14 protein-coding genes and 2 tRNA genes are annotated in these 17,085 nt (G+C 58.6%); 15 read left to right on the top strand and 1 reads right to left on the bottom strand.

The genetic code is table 11. The annotated features are described in order from the left end of the window. Window positions 1-63: 63 nt before the first annotated feature. The 4 genes from carA (at window position 64) to AC0IXA_RS21015 (ending at window position 5,458) form a co-directional block, all read left to right on the top strand. Entirely contained in the window at window positions 64-1,200 is a 1,137-nt protein-coding gene (carA, locus tag AC0IXA_RS21030) for a glutamine-hydrolyzing carbamoyl-phosphate synthase small subunit (RefSeq protein WP_016771765.1), read from the top strand. 124 nt (window positions 1,201-1,324) lie between these two features. Then, window positions 1,325-4,546, top strand: a complete 3,222-nt coding sequence (carB, locus tag AC0IXA_RS21025) for a carbamoyl-phosphate synthase large subunit (RefSeq protein WP_016771764.1) — start codon at window positions 1,325-1,327, stop codon at window positions 4,544-4,546. Between the two features lie 2 nt (window positions 4,547-4,548). Beyond that, complete coding sequence (gene greA / locus AC0IXA_RS21020) at window positions 4,549-5,025, top strand: transcription elongation factor GreA (RefSeq protein WP_038861135.1); 477 nt, start codon at window positions 4,549-4,551, stop codon at window positions 5,023-5,025. A gap of 28 nt (window positions 5,026-5,053) precedes the next feature. Continuing rightward, the gene (locus tag AC0IXA_RS21015; RefSeq protein ID WP_130927366.1) at window positions 5,054-5,458 is read left to right on the top strand and encodes an MFS transporter; all 405 of its coding nucleotides are present in this window, start codon (window positions 5,054-5,056) and stop codon (window positions 5,456-5,458) included. A gap of 9 nt (window positions 5,459-5,467) precedes the next feature. Here the strand turns inward: AC0IXA_RS21015 and AC0IXA_RS21010 are convergent, their stop codons facing one another. Then, complete coding sequence (locus AC0IXA_RS21010) at window positions 5,468-5,776, bottom strand: YhbY family RNA-binding protein (RefSeq protein ID WP_016771761.1); 309 nt, start codon at window positions 5,774-5,776, stop codon at window positions 5,468-5,470. A 101-nt stretch (window positions 5,777-5,877) separates the two neighbouring features. On the opposite strand from AC0IXA_RS21010, the gene rlmE reads away from it, so the two are divergent. From rlmE to infB, 11 genes are all read left to right on the top strand, one after another. After that, the gene (gene rlmE, locus AC0IXA_RS21005) at window positions 5,878-6,507 is read left to right on the top strand and encodes a 23S rRNA (uridine(2552)-2'-O)-methyltransferase RlmE (RefSeq protein WP_016771760.1); all 630 of its coding nucleotides are present in this window, start codon (window positions 5,878-5,880) and stop codon (window positions 6,505-6,507) included. A 202-nt stretch (window positions 6,508-6,709) separates the two neighbouring features. Beyond that, a complete protein-coding gene (gene ftsH / locus AC0IXA_RS21000; RefSeq protein WP_016771759.1) occupies window positions 6,710-8,617 on the top strand; it encodes an ATP-dependent zinc metalloprotease FtsH in 1,908 nt (635 codons plus the stop codon). An 8-nt stretch (window positions 8,618-8,625) separates the two neighbouring features. Next, window positions 8,626-9,477 (top strand): dihydropteroate synthase, encoded by an 852-nt coding sequence (gene folP, locus AC0IXA_RS20995; protein ID WP_341639058.1) that lies wholly within the window; start codon window positions 8,626-8,628, stop codon window positions 9,475-9,477. A gap of 16 nt (window positions 9,478-9,493) precedes the next feature. Then, the gene (gene glmM / locus AC0IXA_RS20990; protein ID WP_073473855.1) at window positions 9,494-10,831 is read left to right on the top strand and encodes a phosphoglucosamine mutase; all 1,338 of its coding nucleotides are present in this window, start codon (window positions 9,494-9,496) and stop codon (window positions 10,829-10,831) included. Window positions 10,832-10,896: 65 nt separating this feature from the next. Continuing rightward, a complete protein-coding gene (gene tpiA / locus AC0IXA_RS20985) occupies window positions 10,897-11,652 on the top strand; it encodes a triose-phosphate isomerase (RefSeq protein WP_007915248.1) in 756 nt (251 codons plus the stop codon). A gap of 4 nt (window positions 11,653-11,656) precedes the next feature. Then, window positions 11,657-12,040, top strand: a complete 384-nt coding sequence (secG, locus tag AC0IXA_RS20980; protein ID WP_016771756.1) for a preprotein translocase subunit SecG — start codon at window positions 11,657-11,659, stop codon at window positions 12,038-12,040. Window positions 12,041-12,062: 22 nt separating this feature from the next. After that, window positions 12,063-12,148 (top strand) — tRNA-Leu (locus AC0IXA_RS20975). A gap of 97 nt (window positions 12,149-12,245) precedes the next feature. Further along, window positions 12,246-12,322, top strand: a tRNA-Met gene (locus AC0IXA_RS20970). Window positions 12,323-12,461: 139 nt separating this feature from the next. Next, on the top strand, window positions 12,462-12,920 hold the full coding sequence (gene rimP, locus AC0IXA_RS20965; protein WP_007973115.1) for a ribosome maturation factor RimP: 459 nt from the start codon (window positions 12,462-12,464) through the stop codon (window positions 12,918-12,920). 47 nt (window positions 12,921-12,967) lie between these two features. Further along, window positions 12,968-14,449, top strand: coding sequence for a transcription termination factor NusA (gene nusA / locus AC0IXA_RS20960; protein WP_024011569.1), 1,482 nt, complete (start codon window positions 12,968-12,970; stop codon window positions 14,447-14,449). Between the two features lie 27 nt (window positions 14,450-14,476). Beyond that, the gene (gene infB / locus AC0IXA_RS20955; RefSeq protein WP_041477933.1) at window positions 14,477-17,002 is read left to right on the top strand and encodes a translation initiation factor IF-2; all 2,526 of its coding nucleotides are present in this window, start codon (window positions 14,477-14,479) and stop codon (window positions 17,000-17,002) included. Window positions 17,003-17,085 lie beyond the last annotated feature (83 nt).

The raw sequence follows: 17,085 nt of genomic DNA, 5'->3' as shown, positions 1-17,085 counted from the left end.
ACGTCACTCCGCTTTTTTACAACCTGCGATTGCCCTTTCATGCGTTATTTACGGGAGGTCTTCTTGACTAAGCCAGCCATACTCGCCCTTGCTGATGGCAGCATTTTTCGCGGCGAAGCCATTGGAGCCGACGGTCAGACCGTTGGTGAGGTGGTGTTCAACACCGCAATGACCGGCTATCAGGAAATCCTTACCGATCCTTCCTACGCCCAACAGATCGTTACCCTGACTTATCCGCACATCGGCAACACCGGCACCACGCCGGAAGACGCCGAGTCCGACCGCGTCTGGTCCGCTGGCCTGGTCATCCGTGACCTGCCGCTGGTAGCGAGCAACTGGCGTAACACGATGTCCCTGTCCGATTACCTGAAAGCCAACAACGTGGTGGCAATCGCCGGTATCGACACCCGTCGCCTGACCCGCATCCTGCGTGAAAAAGGCGCTCAGAACGGCTGCATCATGGCCGGCGACAACATCTCCGAAGAAGCGGCCATCGCCGCTGCGCAAGGCTTCCCGGGCCTGAAGGGCATGGATCTGGCGAAAGTCGTCAGCACCAAGACCCAGTACGAATGGCGCTCGACTGTCTGGGATCTGAAAACCGACAGCCACGCGACCATCGAAGCTTCCGAGCTGCCATATCACGTGGTCGCCTACGACTACGGCGTCAAGGTCAACATCCTGCGCATGCTGGTCGAGCGCGGCTGCCGCGTCACCGTAGTGCCTGCGCAGACTCCAGCCGCCGATGTGCTGGCGCTGAAGCCGGACGGCGTGTTCCTGTCCAACGGCCCTGGTGACCCGGAGCCATGCGACTACGCGATCCAGGCGATCAAGGAAGTGCTGGAAACCGAGACGCCGGTATTCGGCATCTGCCTCGGCCACCAGTTGCTGGCTCTGGCCTCCGGCGCCAAGACCCTGAAAATGGGCCACGGCCACCACGGTGCCAACCATCCGGTGCAGGATCTGGACACGGGCGTGGTGATGATCACCAGCCAGAACCACGGTTTTGCGGTAGACGAAGCCACCCTGCCAGCCAACGTGCGCGCGATCCACAAATCGCTGTTCGACGGCACCCTGCAAGGCATCGAACGCACCGACAAGAGCGCGTTCAGCTTCCAGGGTCACCCTGAAGCGAGCCCGGGCCCGAACGATGTTGCGCCACTGTTCGACCGCTTCATCAACGAGATGGCCAAGCGACGCTAAGCGTTCGCCTTGAGACTGTAGAGAGAAGCCCGCGAGGGCGGCCCCGGTTCCGGCGGCCCCCTCGGGACTTCAGAAATCGATCAAGACGGCTTGCCGACTGACCTGCGGATTTGAGTGACAAACCATGCCAAAACGTACAGACATTAAAAGCATCCTGATTCTCGGCGCTGGCCCGATCGTGATCGGCCAGGCCTGCGAATTCGACTACTCCGGCGCCCAGGCCTGCAAAGCCCTGCGCGAAGAGGGTTACCGCGTCATCCTGGTGAACTCCAACCCGGCCACCATCATGACCGACCCGGACATGGCCGACGCCACCTATATCGAGCCGATCAAATGGCAGACCGTGGCCAAGATCATCGAAAAAGAGCGTCCGGACGCCGTACTGCCAACCATGGGCGGCCAGACCGCTCTGAACTGCGCCCTGGACCTGGAGCGCGAAGGCGTTCTGGAGAAGTTCGGCGTAGAGATGATCGGTGCCAATGCCGACACTATCGACAAGGCTGAAGACCGTTCGCGTTTCGACAAGGCGATGAAATCCATCGGCCTGGCCTGCCCGCGTTCCGGCATCGCCCACAGCATGGAAGAAGCCAACGCGGTCCTCGAAACCCTCGGTTTCCCGTGCATCATCCGTCCGTCTTTCACCATGGGCGGCACCGGTGGCGGTATCGCTTACAACCGTGAAGAGTTCGAAGAAATCTGCGCCCGTGGTCTGGACCTGTCGCCGACCAAAGAGCTGCTGATCGACGAATCGCTGATCGGCTGGAAAGAATATGAAATGGAAGTTGTCCGCGACAAAAAGGACAACTGCATCATTGTCTGCTCGATCGAAAACTTCGACCCGATGGGCGTGCACACCGGTGACTCGATCACCGTAGCTCCTGCGCAAACCCTGACCGACAAGGAATACCAGATCCTGCGTAACGCCTCGCTGGCGGTACTGCGCGAGATCGGCGTCGAGACCGGCGGTTCCAACGTGCAGTTCGGTATCTGCCCGAACACTGGCCGTATGGTCGTGATCGAGATGAACCCGCGTGTTTCGCGCTCCTCGGCACTGGCTTCGAAAGCCACCGGTTTCCCGATTGCCAAGGTCGCGGCCAAACTGGCTGTGGGTTACACCCTTGATGAGCTGTCGAACGACATCACCGGCGGCAAGACTCCGGCGTCCTTCGAACCGTCGATCGACTACGTCGTCACCAAGCTGCCACGCTTCGCCTTCGAGAAATTCGCCAAGGCTGACGCGCGCCTGACCACGCAAATGAAGTCGGTCGGTGAAGTCATGGCCATCGGCCGGACCTTCCAGGAATCCTTGCAGAAAGCCCTGCGCGGTCTGGAAGTCGGCGTTTGCGGTCTGGACGAGAAGCTCGATCTGAGCAACCCGGACAGCATGAGCGTGCTCAAGCGTGAACTGACCGTGCCGGGCGCCGAGCGTATCTGGTACGTGGCTGACGCCTTCCGCGCCGGTCTGTCGGTCGAAGACATCTTCGGCATGAACATGATTGACCCTTGGTTCCTGGTGCAGATCGAAGACCTGATCAAGGACGAAGAGAAGGTCAAGACCCTCGGTCTGTCCTCGATCGACCGCGACCTGATGTTCAAGCTCAAGCGCAAAGGCTTCTCCGATCAGCGTCTGGCCAAGCTGCTGGGCGTCACCGAGAAAAACCTGCGTACGCACCGTCAGAAGTTGGAAGTGTTCCCGGTCTACAAGCGCGTTGACACCTGCGCCGCCGAGTTCGCTACCGACACCGCTTACCTGTACTCGACCTACGAGGAAGAGTGCGAAGCCGCGCCGTCGGGTCGCGACAAGATCATGATCCTGGGTGGCGGTCCGAACCGTATCGGCCAGGGTATCGAGTTCGACTACTGCTGCGTTCACGCTGCGCTCGCCCTGCGCGAAGACGGCTACGAAACCATCATGGTCAACTGCAACCCGGAAACCGTTTCCACCGACTACGACACTTCCGACCGTCTGTACTTCGAGCCGGTAACCCTGGAAGACGTACTGGAAATCTGCCGCGTCGAGAAGCCGAAAGGCGTGATCGTCCAGTACGGCGGCCAGACTCCGCTGAAACTGGCTCGTGCTCTGGAAGCTGCTGGCGTGCCGATCATCGGCACTAGCCCTGACGCGATCGACCGCGCCGAAGACCGCGAGCGCTTCCAGCAAATGGTCGAGCGCCTGAACCTGCGTCAGCCGCCAAACGCCACTGTGCGTAGCGAAGATGAAGCTGTTCGCGCTGCGGCGAAGATCGGTTATCCGCTGGTGGTGCGCCCGTCCTACGTGTTGGGCGGCCGTGCGATGGAAATCGTATACAAAGAAGACGAACTCAAGCGCTATCTGCGTGACGCGGTGCAAGTGTCCAACGACAGCCCGGTGCTGCTCGACCACTTCCTCAACTGCGCCATCGAAATGGACGTGGATGCGGTCTGCGACGGCAAGGACGTGGTGATCGGCGCGATCATGCAGCACATCGAACAGGCGGGCGTTCACTCCGGTGACTCCGCTTGCTCGTTGCCGCCGTACTCGCTGCCGGCGCACATCCAGGACGAGATGCGCGAGCAGGTCAAGAAAATGGCTCTGGAACTGGGCGTTGTCGGCCTGATGAACGTGCAATTGGCTCTGCAGGGCGAAGACATCTATGTCATCGAAGTCAACCCGCGCGCCTCGCGTACCGTACCGTTCGTTTCCAAGTGCATCGGTGTTTCCCTGGCCATGATCGCTGCGCGCGTGATGGCCGGTAAGACCCTGAAGGAAATCGGCTTCACCAAAGAAATCATCCCGAACTTCTACAGCGTTAAAGAAGCGGTGTTCCCGTTCGCCAAGTTCCCTGGCGTTGACCCGATCCTCGGCCCAGAGATGAAGTCGACCGGTGAAGTGATGGGCGTCGGCGACACCTTCGGTGAAGCATTCGCCAAGGCGCAGATGGGCGCCAGCGAAGTGCTGCCGACCGGCGGTACCGCGTTCATCAGCGTGCGCGATGACGACAAGCCACTGGTTGCAGGCGTGGCCCGTGATCTGATCAACTTGGGCTTCGAAGTGGTCGCCACTGCCGGCACTGCCAAGCTGATCGAAGCCGCAGGCCTGAAAGTGCGCCGCGTGAACAAGGTGACCGAGGGTCGTCCACACGTGGTCGACATGATCAAGAATGACGAAGTCACGCTGATCATCAACACCACCGAAGGTCGTCAGTCGATCGCCGATTCGTACTCCATTCGTCGCAACGCCCTGCAGCACAAGATCTACTGCACCACCACTATCGCTGCGGGCGAAGCGATCTGCGAAGCGCTGAAGTTCGGTCCGGAAAAGACCGTGCGCCGCTTGCAGGATCTACACGCAGGATTGAAGGCATGAGCATAACCAAGTACCCAATGACTGTTCAGGGCGCTCGCGCCCTGGAAGAGGAGCATGCTCACCTGACCAAGGTCGTCCGTCCGAAGCTCAGCCAGGACATCGGTACGGCCCGCGAGTTGGGTGACTTGAAGGAAAACGCTGAATACCATGCTGCCCGCGAACAGCAAGGCATGGTCGAAGCGCGTATTCGTGATATCGAAGGCCGGATTCAGAATCAGGTCATCATCGACGTCACGACCATTCCTCACACCGGTAAAGTGATTTTCGGTACCACCGTCGAGATCGCCAACGTCGAGACTGATGAAAGCGTCACTTACCACATCGTGGGTGAGGATGAGGCTGACTTCAAACTCGGCAAGATCTCCGTCGGTTCGCCGCTGGCCCGCGCCTTGATTGGCAAGGAAGAGGGTGACGTGGTCGCCGTCAAAACGCCAAGCGGCGTGATCGAGTACGAGATTGTCGAAGTTCGTCACATCTGAAAGAAGGCGCCCGCTGCATGCGGGCGCCATGCTTTGGCAACTGACCCAGATGCTTTGGGTCGGTGGCCTATGGTTGATTCATATCGGTTTGCAGCCGGCGTTGGGCCAGATCGGTCTGGCGCCGCTGTTGATCGACGAAGTCGCCAGTGCATTCGAAGTGCTGGTGGTGGGGTTCGCCGCTCTGTGCGTGATCTTTCAGGCTTTGGTGCTGGTACAGGCCGAGGGCCTTGCCAGTCTATGGCGGGATTTTCGCGGGCAGGTGCTGTTGATGGCGTTGTACGCGTGCGCGATGTATGTCGCCGTGCGTGTCGGCTGGCCGGATGCGCAGCGCTGGCAGGTATTCAGTTATCTGGTGCTGGGATTTTCCGGGCTGGTGCTGGTCATGCAGCCGGTGCCGGGATGGAGTGGCAGGGTGCGCGAAGCACACCCTTGACCCTGTGCATCACTTGAAGCGATGAACGTTCGACAGCTGCTTGTTGGCGCTGAAGTTCTTGCGGTAGACCAGAGCCATCTTGCCGATGACCTGGACCAGGTCCGCTTTGCCGACCTTGCACAGCTCGGCGATGTGCGCCAGGCGCGACTCGCGATCGAGGATATTGAGCTTGATCTTGATCAGCTCGTGGTCGGCCAAGGCGCGTTCAAGTTCGGCTAAAACACCTTCAGTCAAACCGTTGTCCGCTACCGTCAACACTGGTTTGAGGTGGTGGCCGATGGATTTGTACTGTTTCTTCTGCTCTGGAGTGAGCGGCATAATCTGACCCTTTCGTCTGGATTCTGTAAAATGGCGGCCATTTTACCCGAGGGTTCGTGGATCCGCCCAACTAATCACGACCCTAATCATCGAGGTGCCCAATGGCGCGTTCCAAGACAAGCCTTGGTTGGCTGAAAAGACATGTCAACGATCCTTATGTGAAGCAGGCGCAGAAGGATGGCTACCGCTCGCGTGCAAGTTACAAGCTGCTGGAGATCCAGGAAAAATACAAACTCATCCGCCCGGGCATGAGCGTGGTCGACCTCGGCGCGGCGCCGGGTGGCTGGTCCCAGGTGACCAGTCGGTTGATCGGCGGTCAGGGTCGTCTGATCGCTTCGGACATCCTGGAAATGGACAGCATTCCGGACGTGCATTTTATCCAGGGCGACTTCACGGAGGACTCGGTGCTCGCTGAAATCCTGGAGGCCGTGGGTAATTCGCAGGTTGACCTTGTGATTTCCGATATGGCCCCCAATATGAGTGGTACGCCCGAAGTGGACATGCCCAAGGCCATGTTCCTATGTGAGCTGGCGCTGGACCTGGCGGAACGGATCCTCAAGCCCGGTGGCAATTTCGTCATCAAGATTTTTCAGGGCGAAGGGTTTGACGTTTATCTGAAGGATGCTCGGAAGAAATTCGACAAGATCCAGATGATCAAGCCAGACTCTTCCCGTGGCAGCTCCCGTGAGCAGTACATGCTGGCCTGGGGTTATCGTGGCGGTGATGCGTAAAACGAGGTTTTTCGGCAGGGCGATAGGTTTTTCATATTTCGCTCTGCAGGCATAAGCGAATATTGTGTAGAAAGTGTTTCACAAAGGGTTACAGACGGCGCCTGCCAGAGTTGTAGGTAATGTAGTAAGTTAGGCCGGTGAATATCATGCGAAGCGCGCGCCAGTAGCGGAGCTTGCTTCAGAGGGTAGTTAATTGAACGATATGGCAAAGAATCTGATCCTGTGGTTGATCATCGCGGCAGTCCTGGTGACGGTGATGAACAACTTCTCCAGCCCTAACGAGCCGCAGACCCTCAACTATTCCGACTTCATCCAGCAGGTCAAGGATGGCAAGGTCGAGCGCGTAGCCGTTGACGGCTATGTGATTACCGGCAAGCGCACCGATGGCGACAGCTTCAAGACCATTCGTCCGGCAATTCAGGACAATGGCCTGATCGGCGATCTGGTCGACAATCACGTTGTGGTTGAAGGCAAGCAGCCTGAACAGCAAAGCATCTGGACTCAGCTCCTGGTGGCCAGCTTCCCGATCCTGGTGATCATCGCGGTGTTCATGTTCTTCATGCGCCAGATGCAGGGCGGCGCAGGCGGCAAGGGCGGGCCGATGAGCTTCGGCAAGAGCAAGGCACGCCTGCTCTCCGAAGATCAGGTGAAAACCACTTTGGCTGACGTTGCCGGTTGCGACGAAGCCAAGGAAGAAGTCGGCGAGCTGGTCGAGTTCCTGCGTGATCCGGGCAAATTCCAGCGTCTGGGCGGTCGTATCCCGCGCGGCGTGCTGATGGTCGGCCCGCCGGGTACCGGTAAAACCTTGCTGGCCAAGGCGATTGCCGGCGAAGCGAAAGTGCCGTTCTTCACCATTTCCGGTTCCGACTTTGTCGAAATGTTCGTCGGTGTCGGCGCCAGCCGCGTCCGCGACATGTTCGAGCAGGCCAAGAAGCACGCCCCTTGCATCATCTTCATCGACGAAATCGATGCCGTGGGTCGCCATCGTGGCGCCGGCATGGGTGGCGGTCATGACGAGCGTGAGCAGACTCTAAACCAGTTGCTGGTAGAGATGGACGGCTTTGAAATGAATGACGGCATCATTGTTATTGCTGCGACCAACCGTCCGGACGTACTCGACCCTGCGCTGCTGCGTCCGGGCCGTTTCGACCGTCAGGTGGTCGTCGGCTTGCCTGACATTCGTGGTCGCGAGCAGATTCTTAAAGTTCACATGCGCAAAGTGCCAATGGGCGACGACGTTGCTCCGGCAGTGATCGCACGCGGTACTCCGGGCTTCTCCGGTGCTGACCTGGCCAACCTGGTCAACGAAGCGTCGTTGTTCGCTGCCCGTAGCGGCAAACGCATCGTCGAGATGAAAGAGTTCGAACTGGCCAAAGACAAGATCATGATGGGCGCCGAGCGCAAATCCATGGTCATGTCCGAGAAAGAAAAGCAGAACACTGCTTACCACGAAGCCGGCCACGCCATCGTTGGTCGCGTCGTGCCTGAGCATGATCCGGTCTACAAGGTGTCGATCATCCCGCGCGGTCGTGCGCTGGGTGTGACCATGTTCCTGCCGGAAGAAGATCGTTACAGCCTGTCCAAACGTGCGCTGATCAGCCAGATCTGCTCGTTGTACGGTGGCCGTATCGCAGAAGAAATGACTCTGGGCTTTGACGGTGTAACCACCGGTGCGTCCAACGACATCATGCGTGCAAGTCAGATTGCCCGGAACATGGTGACGAAATGGGGCCTGTCGGAAAAACTCGGTCCGCTGATGTATGCCGAAGAAGAGGGCGAAGTGTTCCTTGGTCGCGGCGGTGGCGGCCAGGCTGCCAGCTTCTCCGGTGAGACAGCCAAGCTGATCGACTCCGAAGTACGCAGCATCATTGATCAGTGCTACGGCACCGCCAAGCAGATCCTCACGGATAACCGTGACAAGCTGGATGCCATGGCTGATGCGCTGATGAAGTACGAAACCATCGATGCCGAGCAGATCGACGACATCATGGCTGGCCGCACACCTCGCGAACCTCGCGACTGGTCGGGTGGCACCGGTACGCCTCCGCCGCCTGTCGTGCAGGACGAGCGTCCGGAAAAACCGATTGGCGGTCCGGCTGCTGACGTTTAAGGCTTGAAATGACTTCTGTTCAGTCCCTGACCCGGTTGCCTTGCGGCAACCGGGTTCTTGATTTGGCCCAGACGCATGTCATGGGTATTCTCAATGTCACTCCTGATTCTTTCTCCGATGGTGGTCGCTATAGCCAGCTCGATGCGGCTTTGCGCCACGCCGAAGCCATGGTGCTGGCTGGCGCGACGCTGATTGATGTCGGCGGCGAATCGACCCGGCCAGGCGCGCGAGCGGTTTCTCCTCTGGAGGAGCTCGAGCGCGTCGCGCCGATTGTCGAGCTGATCAATCGCGAGCTGGATGTGATCATCTCGGTCGATACTTCGACCCCCGCAGTCATGCGCGAAACCGCCCGGCTCGGTGCCGGACTGATCAATGATGTGCGTTCGTTGCGTCGCGATGGCGCGCTGGATGCGGCGGCGGCCACCGGATTGCCGGTCTGCCTCATGCACATGCTCGGCGAGCCGGGGGATATGCAGGACAATCCGCAGTATCAGGATGTCACTCGCGAGGTCGGTGAGTTTCTCGCCGAACGCATGGATCATTGTGCCCAGGCGGGCATTCCTGCCGAGCGGATCATTCTTGATCCCGGCTTCGGCTTCGCCAAAACCTTGCAGCACAACCTAAGCTTGTTCAAGCACATGGAGGCCTTGCATGCGCTGGGGCGGCCATTGCTGGTAGGTGTTTCGCGCAAGAGTATGATTGGCCACGCTTTGAACCGTCCCGTAGGCGAGCGTCTGCATGGCGGCCTGGCGCTGGCAGCGCTGGCGTCGGTCAAGGGCGCGCGGATATTGCGCGTCCACGACGTGGCGGAAACTGTCGATGTAGTGCGAATGATCGCGGCCGTAGAATCAGCCGAATAAGAATGATGGAGCACTTATGAGCAAGAAATATTTTGGTACCGACGGCATTCGCGGTCGTGTAGGTGAATACCCGATCACGCCTGACTTCATGCTCAAGCTCGGCTGGGCTGCTGGTATGGCTTTTCGCAAGATGGGTGCCTGTAAGGTGCTGGTCGGCAAGGACACGCGGATCTCCGGCTATATGTTCGAGTCGGCACTCGAGGCCGGGCTGACCTCGGCGGGTGCCGATGTGATGCTGCTCGGCCCGATGCCGACGCCTGCCATCGCTTATCTGTCGCGTACGTTCCAGGCTGAAGCCGGCATCGTGATCAGTGCTTCGCACAACCCGCATGATGACAACGGCATCAAGTTCTTCTCCGGCAAAGGCACCAAGCTGCCCGATGAATTGGAACTGATGATCGAAGAGTTGCTCGATACGCCGATGACCGTCGTCGAGTCGAGCAAGATCGGTAAAGTGTCGCGAATCAATGACGCATCGGGTCGCTACATTGAGTTCTGCAAAAGCAGCGTGCCTACCGGGACCAATTTCGCCGGTCTGAAGATCGTTATCGACTGCGCGCATGGTGCGACTTACAAGGTTGCACCGAGCGTCTTCCGTGAGTTGGGCGCTGAAGTTGTCGTGCTTTCCGCCCAGCCGAACGGGCTGAACATCAACGATAACTGCGGTTCCACGCATATGGGGCCGTTGCAGGCCGCCGTTCTGGCTGAGCATGCGGACCTGGGTATCGCCTTCGATGGTGATGGTGATCGGGTATTGATGGTCGATCACACCGGCACCATCGTTGATGGTGATGACCTGCTGTTCATCATTGCTCGCGATCTGCATGAGCGTGGCAAGTTGCAGGGTGGCGTCGTCGGTACATTGATGAGCAATCTTGGTCTCGAGCTGGCCTTGGCGGATCTGTCGATCCCGTTCGTTCGCGCCAATGTTGGTGACCGCTACGTGATTGCCGAACTGCAAGAGCGCAACTGGCTCGTTGGCGGGGAAAACTCCGGGCATGTGGTGTGCTTCAATCACACCACTACGGGCGACGCGATCATCGCTGCCCTACAGGTGTTGATGGCTCTGAAATCCCGCAATGAAGGTCTGGCACAAACGCGCCAGGCGTTGCGCAAGTGCCCTCAGGTGCTGATCAACGTTCGCTTTGGCGGCGGTGAAAGCCCGCTGGAGCATCCGGCTGTCAAGGAGGCCAGTGCCCGTGTCACTCAGGCGATGGCGGGGCGCGGTCGCGTGCTTCTGCGCAAGTCCGGCACAGAGCCTTTGGTGCGCGTAATGGTCGAAGGCGAGGACGAAAACCAGGTCCGCGGCTATGCCGAAGAGCTGGCAAAACTGGTAACCGAAGTTTCTGCCTGATACGGCTTGCAAGCCATGATTGTGTTGGGTAACATCTGCGCCCACTTTGACCGACGAGGTACAGCATGCGTCGCCCTATGGTAGCTGGTAACTGGAAGATGCACGGTACCCGCGCCAGCGTCGCTGAGCTGATTAACGGCCTTCGTCATCTGGCCTTGCCAAGCGGTGTTGATGTCGCGGTGTTCCCGCCTTGCTTGTATATCAATCAAGTGATTGATGGCTTGAAAGGCAAGTCGATTTCGGTCGGCGCGCAGAATTCTGCGGTGGAAGCCATGCAAGGTGCGTTGACTGGTGAGATTGCTCCCAGCCAACTGGTGGATGCAGGTTGTTCCCTGGTGCTTGTCGGGCACTCCGAGCGCCGCCAGATTATGGGCGAGCGAGACGGGATGCTGAATCGCAAGTTCGCAGCGGCGCAGGCATGTGGCTTGATTCCGGTGTTGTGTGTCGGGGAAACCCTCGAGCAGCGCGAAGCCGGAAAAACTCTTGAAGTTGTCGGGCGTCAGCTGGGCAGCATCATCGAGGAGCTGGGTGTCGGTGCTTTTGCCAAGGCAGTGATTGCATACGAGCCGGTCTGGGCCATTGGTACCGGGCTGACTGCAACGCCGCAACAGGCTCAGGATGTGCATAAAGCCATTCGCGAGCAGTTGGCGGCAGAGAATTCTGAAGTCGCACGAGGTGTGCGGCTTCTATACGGCGGCAGCGTGAAGGCGGCCAATGCGGTCGAACTGTTCGGCATGCCGGATATCGATGGGGGGCTCATTGGTGGAGCTTCCCTGAATGCAGATGAGTTCGGTGCGATCTGTCGCGCCGCGGGAAACTGAAAAAATGCTGGAAACAGTCGTAGTCGTTTTTCATCTGCTGGGTGCATTGGGCGTAGTTGCTCTGGTTTTGCTGCAGCAGGGTAAGGGTGCGGACGCTGGCGCGTCTTTCGGAGCAGGTGCTTCAAATACTGTGTTCGGAAGCCAAGGTTCCTCTACCTTTCTTAGTAAGTTTACTGCTATACTTGCCGCCGGTTTCTTCATAACCAGCTTGGGGTTAGGTTACTTTGCTAAAGAGAAAGCTCATCAGCTGACTCAAGCAGGTCTGCCAGATCCAGCAGTGTTGGAAGTACCTAAGCAACAACCGGCTTCTGATGATGTCCCGGTGCTTCAAGAGCAAAAGTCGGCTACTCCAGCGACTGACGTGCCTCCAGCTCAAGAGCAGAAGTAAGAAGGGTTTCAAACGTAGTATTGCCGAGGTGGTGGAATTGGTAGACACGCAACCTTGAGGTGGTTGTGCCCATAGGGTGTAGGGGTTCGAGTCCCCTTCTCGGTACCAATTAGTCAGGAGAGCCCGCTGTTGCGGGCTTTCTTGCAGGTGGAAGGTTACATTGACCCTAAAAGGGATCGGTCGTATACTTCCGCCCCAGCTTTGTCGCGGGGTGGAGCAGTCTGGTAGCTCGTCGGGCTCATAACCCGAAGGTCGTCGGTTCAAATCCGGCCCCCGCAACCAGTTTAAGGAGCCCCTTTTAAGGGGCTTTTTGTTAGCTGGATACTTTCAACGCCGCTGTTCGACGGCGTTTCAAGGATGGGCGTTATGCCCATTTTTTTATTTTGCAAAGCATGCACATATCATGCACTAGGGGGTTCAGGTGTCGAGCAAGCTAGAAGAGTTGCAGGCCTTGCTGGCCCCGGTGGTCGTGGCCCTGGGCTATGAATGCTGGGGTATCGAGTTTTCGGCTCAGGGTCGTCACTCGATGTTGCGCGTTTATATCGATAAAGAGGGTGGCGTGCTGGTGGACGATTGCGCCATTGTCAGCCGTCAGATCAGCGGTGTTCTGGATGTTGAAGATCCGATCTCCGTTGAATACACCCTTGAAGTTTCCTCGCCTGGCATGGAGCGCCCGCTGTTCACTCTTGAGCAGTTTGCCAAATTTGCCGGTGAACAAGTGAAGATCAAGCTGCGTTCGCCTTTCGAAGGTCGACGCAATTTTCAGGGCCTTCTGCGCGGTGTAGAAGAGCAGGACGTCGTGGTGCAGGTAGAAGACCACGAGTTCCTGTTGCCGATCGATATGATCGACAAGGCCAACATTATTCCCAGTTTTGACTGAGACGCGGATCCCGCGGATCCAATGGCTTGCGAAAGGCGAGGCGTACGATGAGCAAAGAAGTACTGCTGGTTGTTGAGTCGGTATCCAATGAAAAGGGTGTACCGGCAAGCGTAATTTTTGAAGCGCTGGAGCTGGCTCTGGCCACTGCTACCAAAAAGCGTTTTGAAGACGAAGTGGACCTGCGTGTGGAAATCAACCGCCACACCGGTTCCTACGAAACCTTCCGTCGCTGGACGGTCGTCGAAGAGAATGATCTCGACGATCCGGCCATCGAGACCTGGCCAAGCAAGGTTGCCGAAACGCATCCTGGCGCCAAGGTTGGTGACGTCGTCGAAGAGAAAATCGAATCCATCGAGTTCGGCCGCATCGCTGCACAGACTGCCAAGCAGGTCATCGTGCAGAAAGTTCGCGAAGCCGAGCGCGCTCAAGTGGTTGACGCCTATCGCGAGCGCCTGGGAGAAATCATCTCCGGCACCGTGAAAAAAGTCACCCGCGACAACGTGATCGTCGATCTGGGCAACAATGCTGAAGCATTGCTGGCCCGTGAAGACATCATTTCTCGCGAAACCTTCCGTGTCGGCGTGCGTCTGCGTGCGCTGCTCAAGGAAATCCGCACCGAGAACCGCGGCCCGCAGCTGATCCTGTCGCGTACCGCGCCGGAAATGCTGATCGAGCTGTTCCGTATCGAAGTGCCGGAAATCGCCGAAGGCCTCATCGAGGTCATGGCCGCCTCCCGTGATCCGGGTTCGCGAGCCAAGATCGCCGTCCGTTCCAAGGACAAGCGCATCGACCCGCAAGGTGCCTGCATCGGTATGCGCGGTTCGCGCGTCCAGGCGGTATCGGGTGAGTTGGGCGGTGAGCGTGTTGATATCGTGCTGTGGGACGACAACCCGGCCCAGTTCGTCATCAACGCCATGTCCCCGGCCGAGGTTGCGGCAATTATCGTTGACGAAGATGCCCATGCCATGGACATCGCCGTTGGCGCAGACAATCTGGCTCAGGCCATCGGTCGCGGTGGTCAGAACGTGCGTCTGGCCAGCCAGTTGACTGGCTGGACCCTGAACGTGATGACCGAATCGGACATCCAGGCTAAGCAGCAAGCAGAAACCGGCGACATCCTGCGCAACTTCATCGACGAGCTGGAAGTCGACGAAGAACTGGCTCAGGTGCTGGTAGATGAAGGCTTCACCAGCCTGGAAGAGATTGCCTACGTACCGGTGGAGGAGATGCTCAACATCGACGGCTTTGACGAGGACATCGTCAACGAGCTTCGTGCTCGCGCCAAGGATCGCTTGTTGACCAAAGCCATCGCTACTGAGGAAAAGCTGGCAGACGCCCATCCGGCCGAAGACCTGCTCTCGCTTGAGGGTATGGACAAGGATTTGGCGATGGAACTGGCGGTGCGCGGCGTAATTACCCGCGAAGACCTGGCCGAGCAGTCTATTGACGACCTGCTCGACATCGACGGCATTGACGATGATCGTGCCGGCAAGTTGATCATGGCCGCCCGAGCCCACTGGTTCGAGTAATTAGGCGCGGCCTGAGGAGAGAAGTGCATGACGCAAGTCACGGTGAAACAACTGGCCGATGAGGTCAAAACACCGGTAGAGCGCCTGTTGCAGCAGATGCGTGAGGCAGGTCTGCCGCACACCGCCGCCGACGAAAATGTGACTGACAGTGAGAAGCAATCCCTGCTGACTCACTTGAAGAGCAGTCACAAGGCGAAAGTGGAAGAACCACGCAAGATCACGCTGCAGCGTAAAACCACCAGCACCCTTCGTGTGGCTGGTAGCAAGAGCATCAGCGTTGAAGTTCGCAAGAAGAAAGTTTTCGTACAGCGTAGCCCGGAAGAAATCGAAGCCGAGCGCAAGCGTGAACTGGATGAGCGTCGCGCAGTAGAAAATGCTGCCCGTCAGAAGGCTGAAGAAGAAGCCAAGCAACGCGCCGAAGAAGAAGCGCGTCGCCAGCCTGCTGCTGCGCAAACCGCTGCCAGCGACGCCGTTGCGGCGCCGGCTGCTGCCGAACCTGTTCGCGAAAGCGCACCGGTGGCTGCTGCTCCTGCTCCATCGGCTGACGTTCGCAACAAGCAGAACGAACAGCGCCGTCCGGACAAGCCGCGTGCCGACGACAACAATCGTCGCAGCGGCGGCGGTGATGGCGAGCGCAAAAACGCTCCGCATCGCGCATCGGTCAAAGAAAAAGCCCCGGCACCACGCGTGGCGCCACGCACTACCGACGAAGAAAGCGATGGCTTCCGTCGTGGTGGTCGCGGCAAGGCCAAGCTGAAGAAGCGCAACGCCCACGGTTTCCAGAGCCCGACCGGCCCTGTCGTGCGTGACGTGCAGATCGGCGAGACCATCACGGTTGGCGATCTGGCCAACCAGATGTCGGTCAAAGCGGCTGAAATCATCAAGTTCATGTTCAAACTGGGTACTCCAGCGACCATCAACCAGGTGCTTGATCAGGAAACTGCTCAACTGGTAGCCGAAGAACTGGGCCACAAAGTGACCCTGGTCAGCGACACCGCTCTGGAAGATTCCCTGGCCGAGTCCCTGAAGTTTGAAGGTGAGTCGTTCTCCCGTGCACCAGTCGTGACCGTAATGGGCCACGTTGACCACGGTAAGACTTCCCTGCTCGACTACATCCGTCGTGCCAAGGTAGCTGCTGGCGAAGCCGGCGGTATCACCCAGCACATCGGTGCATACCACGTTGAGACTGATCGCGGCATGGTCACTTTCCTCGATACCCCGGGTCACGCTGCGTTTACCGCAATGCGTGCCCGTGGTGCCAAGGCGACCGACATCGTGATCCTCGTGGTTGCAGCGGACGACGGCGTGATGCCGCAAACCATCGAAGCGGTTCAGCATGCTCAGGCAGCTGGCGTGCCGCTGGTGGTAGCAGTGAACAAGATCGACAAGCCGGGCGCCGATCTCGATCGCATCCGCAGCGAGCTGTCGGTTCACGGCGTGACTTCCGAAGACTGGGGTGGCGACACGCCATTCGTTCCGGTTTCGGCGAAGATGGGTACTGGCGTGGACGAGCTGCTTGAAGCCGTTCTGCTGCAGGCCGAAGTTCTCGAACTGAAAGCTACTCCGTCGGCTCCTGGCCGTGGTGTGGTGGTTGAATCGCGTCTCGACAAGGGTCGTGGCCCGGTGGCAACCGTGCTCGTTCAGGACGGTACGCTGCGTCAAGGCGACATGGTTCTGGTCGGTTCGAACTACGGCCGTGTACGTGCCATGCTCGACGAGAACGGCAAGCCGATCAAGGAAGCCGGTCCATCCATCCCTGTCGAGATCCTCGGCCTGGACGGTACCCCGGACGCTGGCGACGAGATGAGCGTAGTTGCCGACGAGAAGAAAGCCCGTGAAGTGGCTCTGTTCCGTCAAGGCAAGTTCCGCGAAGTCAAACTGGCTCGCGCTCACGCCGGCAAGCTGGAAAACATTTTCGAAAACATGGGTCAGGCCGAGAAGAAGACGCTCAACATCGTCCTCAAATCCGACGTCCGTGGTTCGCTGGAAGCGCTGAACGGTGCCTTGAATGGCCTGGGCAACGACGAAGTACAAGTGCGCGTAGTGGGTGGCGGTGTCGGTGGTATCACCGAATCCGACGCCAACCTGGCACTGGCTTCCAACGCTGTACTGTTCGGCTTCAACGTGCGTGCCGATGCCGGCGCTCGCAAGATCGTCGAGCAGGAAGGTCTGGATATGCGTTACTACAACGTGATCTACGACATCATCGAAGACGTCAAGAAAGCCCTGACCGGCATGCTCGGCAGCGATGTTCGCGAGAACATCCTGGGTGTGGCCGAAGTGCGTGACGTGTTCCGTTCGCCGAAATTTGGCGCGATCGCCGGTTGCATGGTGATCGAAGGTGTCGTGCACCGTAACCGTCCGATCCGTGTACTGCGTGAAGACATCGTTATCTTCGAAGGCGAGCTGGAATCCCTGCGCCGCTTCAAGGATGACGCTTCCGAAGTACGTGCCGGCATGGAATGCGGTATCGGCGTGAAGAGCTACAACGACGTCAAAGTCGGCGACAAGATCGAAGTCTTCGAGAAGGTTCAGGTTGCTCGCAGCCTCTGACTCGCGCACTTCAAGGGCCACGATGGGCCGTAGCATGCAAATGCACGGCACAGCGTCCGGACTCTAAACGCAACGCCCGGTCT

The organism is Pseudomonas sp. AC083, assembly GCF_979253165.1.
The sequence above is the reverse complement of the archived record's forward strand: the minus strand, read 5'-3'. Positions and strand labels throughout refer to the sequence as shown.

Bases quoted from the DNA above. Each gene is read 5' to 3' on its own strand.
- carB (WP_016771764.1), top strand. From the start codon at position 1,325: ATGCCAAAACGTACAGACATTAAAAGCATCCTGATTCTCGGCGCTGGC.
- AC0IXA_RS21015 (WP_130927366.1), top strand. From the start codon at position 5,054: ATGCTTTGGCAACTGACCCAGATGCTTTGGGTCGGTGGCCTATGGTTG.
- AC0IXA_RS21010 (WP_016771761.1), bottom strand. From the start codon at position 5,776: ATGCCGCTCACTCCAGAGCAGAAGAAACAGTACAAATCCATCGGCCAC.
- rlmE (WP_016771760.1), top strand. From the start codon at position 5,878: ATGGCGCGTTCCAAGACAAGCCTTGGTTGGCTGAAAAGACATGTCAAC.
- ftsH (WP_016771759.1), top strand. From the start codon at position 6,710: ATGGCAAAGAATCTGATCCTGTGGTTGATCATCGCGGCAGTCCTGGTG.
- folP (WP_341639058.1), top strand. From the start codon at position 8,626: ATGACTTCTGTTCAGTCCCTGACCCGGTTGCCTTGCGGCAACCGGGTT.
- glmM (WP_073473855.1), top strand. From the start codon at position 9,494: ATGAGCAAGAAATATTTTGGTACCGACGGCATTCGCGGTCGTGTAGGT.
- tpiA (WP_007915248.1), top strand. From the start codon at position 10,897: ATGCGTCGCCCTATGGTAGCTGGTAACTGGAAGATGCACGGTACCCGC.
- secG (WP_016771756.1), top strand. From the start codon at position 11,657: ATGCTGGAAACAGTCGTAGTCGTTTTTCATCTGCTGGGTGCATTGGGC.
- nusA (WP_024011569.1), top strand. From the start codon at position 12,968: ATGAGCAAAGAAGTACTGCTGGTTGTTGAGTCGGTATCCAATGAAAAG.
- infB (WP_041477933.1), top strand. From the start codon at position 14,477: ATGACGCAAGTCACGGTGAAACAACTGGCCGATGAGGTCAAAACACCG.